The sequence below is a fragment of the Rhodococcus sp. CX genome (assembly GCF_015865005.1).
Lineage (GTDB): Bacteria > Actinomycetota > Actinomycetes > Mycobacteriales > Mycobacteriaceae > Rhodococcus.
Genome location: NZ_JADZGH010000039.1, coordinates 5,640 through 9,255, shown reverse-complemented (window position 1 = coordinate 9,255; position 3,616 = coordinate 5,640). Strand labels below are relative to the sequence as shown.

General features: G+C 72.0%; 2 protein-coding genes and 1 pseudogene. 2 read left to right on the top strand and 1 reads right to left on the bottom strand.

Annotated features, from left to right (window positions below; translation table 11 throughout):
• Positions 1-442, bottom strand: a pseudogene (locus tag I0Q12_RS03730) (hypothetical protein); the annotation flags it as partial.
• 114 nt (positions 443-556) lie between these two features.
• Here I0Q12_RS03730 and glmS point away from each other — a divergent pair.
• Together glmS and I0Q12_RS03720 are read left to right on the top strand one after the other, a co-directional pair.
• Positions 557-2,422 carry a glutamine--fructose-6-phosphate transaminase (isomerizing) gene (gene glmS / locus I0Q12_RS03725; RefSeq protein WP_197250656.1) on the top strand — a complete coding sequence of 622 codons (1,866 nt, stop codon included), beginning with the start codon at positions 557-559 and terminating at the stop codon, positions 2,420-2,422.
• 24 nt (positions 2,423-2,446) lie between these two features.
• On the top strand, positions 2,447-3,616 hold a 1,170-nt coding region (locus I0Q12_RS03720), incomplete at its 3' end, for a bifunctional ADP-dependent NAD(P)H-hydrate dehydratase/NAD(P)H-hydrate epimerase (RefSeq protein WP_231609947.1).

The following is a 3,616-nucleotide window of genomic DNA, read 5'->3' as shown; positions in this document are numbered from 1 at the left end:
GGGCCGGGAACAGTGCCGCCACCGCCGCCACGTCACGACGGGACGCGGCCAGCACCGCCGCGCCCGCGCCCAGTCCGTGGCCCGCCAGGGCGACCCGGTCGGGGTGCACGCTGATCCGGCCCGTGCCCAGCCGGACGCTCGTGCAGATGTCGAGCACGGTGATGAGATCGGTGGACAGACCCAGCGCCGACGGAACCGGACCGCGCTCGGTGTTCGGTGCCGCGGCGACGATGCCCCACGAGGCGAGATGTTCGAGCAGGCCCGAGTAGCTCGCCGTCCCGCTCAGCCAGCCGTGACCGAACGCCACCGCGGGCAGTCCGAATCCTTCGGCGGGGGTGTATACGACGCCTGGCTGACCCGCCAGCGCCAGGTCGCCACGCAGGACCGAATGGGGTCCGCGCCGGGAAAGCTGCTGAGCCAAGGATTTCGGGTTCGCCGCCACGGCGTGAACGTTAGCCGATCACCCGCCGACCCGGTACGGCACCGGCCGTGACCCGGGCCATTGCGTTCCCGACGAGTTGTCGGCGCCGGGTCGTCGACCAGTACCCTGCTAACCATGTGCGGAATCGTGGGTTATGTCGGGCACCGCAATGCTCTCGACGTCGTGGTGGAGGCACTGCGGCGTATGGAATACCGAGGTTACGACTCGGCGGGCATCGCAATCCTGGACGGTCGCGGCGGATTGGCCGTCGAACGGAAGGCCGGGCGGCTGGCGAACCTCGAGGCCGAGCTCGACGAGGTCGGCCGGGACCGCTTCGCGGGCACGGCCGGCATGGGCCACACCCGCTGGGCGACCCACGGACGCCCCACCGACCGCAACGCGCACCCGCACCGCGACAAGACCGGCTGCGTCGCGGTCGTCCACAACGGCATCATCGAGAACTTCGCGCCGCTGCGCGCCGAACTCGAGCACGCGGGCGTCGAACTGGCGTCCGACACTGACACCGAGGTCGCCGTGCACCTGGTGGCCCGCGCCTACGCCGAAGGGCCCACCGCCGGGGACTTCGTCGAGAGCGCCCGCAGCGTGCTGCGCCGGCTCGAGGGCGCCTTCACGCTCGTGTTCGCGCACGCCGATCAGCCCGGTACGATCGTCGCGGCCCGGCGATCCACGCCGCTGGTCGTCGGTGTCGGCGACGGCGAGATGTTCATCGCCTCCGACGTCGCGGCGTTCATCGAGTTCACCCGCGACGCCGTCGAGCTGGGCCAGGACCAGGTCGTCGTCATCACCAAGGACTCCTACGTGGTGACCGATTTCGACGGCAACACCGACGTGCCGACGCAGCCGTTCACGATCGACTGGGATCTCGCCGCCGCCGAGAAGGGCGGTCACGACTACTTCATGCTCAAGGAGATCGAGGAGCAGCCCGAAGCGGTCGCGGACACGCTGCGCGGGCACTTCGTCGACGGTCGCATCGTGCTCGACGAGCAGCGGCTGTCCGATCAGGAACTGCGTGAGATCGATAAGGTGTTCGTCGTCGCGTGCGGCAGTTCCTACCATTCCGGTCTCGTCGCCAAGTACGCCATCGAGCACTGGACCCGCCTGCCCGTCGAGGTGGAGCTGGCGTCCGAGTTCCGCTACCGCGACCCTGTGCTCGACCGATCGACGCTGGTCGTGGCGATCTCCCAATCCGGTGAGACCGCCGACACCCTCGAGGCCGTCCGGCACGCGAAGGAGCAGAAGGCGCGGGTGCTCGCGGTGTGCAACACCAACGGCGCGCAGATCCCGCGGGAGGCCGACGCCGTGCTCTACACCCGCACCGGCCCGGAGATCGGCGTCGCGTCGACGAAGGCGTTTCTCGCGCAGATGGCGGCGAACCTGCTCGTCGGCCTGGCGCTGGCGCAGGCCCGCGGCACCAAGTACCCGGACGAGGTGGCCCGCGAGTACGAGGATCTCGCGGCGATGCCTCCGCGCATCGCGCAGCTCCTCACCACGATGGAACCGGTGCGCGAGCTCGCCCGGGAACTGTCGGCGTCTCCGGCGGTGCTGTTCCTGGGCCGTCACGTCGGCTATCCCGTCGCGCTCGAAGGTGCCCTCAAGCTCAAGGAACTCGCGTACATGCACGCGGAGGGCTTCGCGGCCGGTGAGCTCAAGCACGGCCCCATCGCGCTCATCGAGGACGGCCTGCCCGTCATCGTGGTGATGCCGTCCCCGAAGGGGCGGGCCGTGCTGCACAGCAAGCTGCTCAGCAACATCCGGGAGATCCAGGCGCGCGGTGCCCGCACCGTCGTCATCGCCGAGGAGGGCGACGAAACCGTGCGCCCGTTCGCCGACCATCTCATCGAGATCCCGTCGTCGCCGTCGTTGCTGCAGCCGCTGCTGTCGACGGTTCCGTTGCAGGTCTTCGCCGCCGAGGTCGCGCAGGCACGCGGTTACGACGTGGACAAGCCCCGCAACCTGGCCAAGTCCGTGACGGTCGAATAGACCTGCGCTCCGATCGGAGGGGTGATGCGCAGCTACCACCCGTGCGACCGGGTCCGGGCCGCGGAGGCCCCGCTGCTCGCGTCGCTGCCCGAGGGCACGCTCATGCGACGGGCCGCACACGGTCTCGCTCGCGTCGCCGCCGCGGAACTGCGGTCGCGCACCGGCGGGATCGCCGGGCGGCGCGTGGTCCTGCTCGTCGGGTCCGGCGACAACGGTGGTGACGCGCTGTGGGCGGGAACGTTCCTGCGCCGCCGCGGCGTCGCGGTGACCGCGCTGCTGCTCGACCCCGACCGGGCCCACCCCGGCGGACTGTCCGCGTTGCGGGCCGCCGGGGGACGCGTGGCCGCGGCGGTCCCGGAAGCTCTCGGCGACCCCGATCTGGTGCTCGACGGCATCGTCGGGATCTCCGGTCGCGGTCCGCTGCGTCCGGCGGCCGCGGTGCTGGTCGACGCGATCACCGCCCCGATCGTCGCCGTCGACACCCCCAGCGGTGTCGACCCGGACACCGGCGCCGTCGACGGCCCGGCCGTCACCGCCGCGGTCACCGTCGCGTTCGGCGCCCTCAAACCCGTGCACTCGCTCGCCGCGGCGCGGTGCGGCCGCGTCGAATTCGTCGACATCGGCCTGGACCTGCCGGTGTCGGACCTGGTCGCCGCCGAACCCTCCGAGATCGGCGCGATCTGGCCGGTGCCGGGGCCCGACGACGACAAGTACAGCCAGGGTGTCGTCGGCATCGTCGCAGGCAGCGCCACCTATCCGGGTGCCGGTGTGCTGTGCACCGGCGCCGCGGTCGCGGCGACCTCCGGCATGGTCCGGTACGCCGGGACCGCAGCGGATGCGGTCCTCGCCCGGTATCCCGAGGTCGTGGCGGCACCGTCGTTCGCCGCGGCCGGACGCGCGCAGGCCTGGGTCGTCGGTCCGGGCGCCGGCACCGACGAGACGGCCGCGCGCACCCTGCGGGACGTGCTGGCCACCGACCTGCCCGTGCTCGTCGACGCGGACGGACTGACACTGATCGCGCGGGACCCCTCCGTGGTGCGCGACCGCCCGGCTCCGACCCTGCTGACCCCGCACGCGGGGGAGTTCGCCCGGCTGACCGGGTCGAGGCCGGAACCGGACCGGGTCGCCGCTGTGCGAGCGCTCGCCGCGGACTGGCAGGTCCACGTGCTCCTCAAGGGCCGGGCCACGCTGATC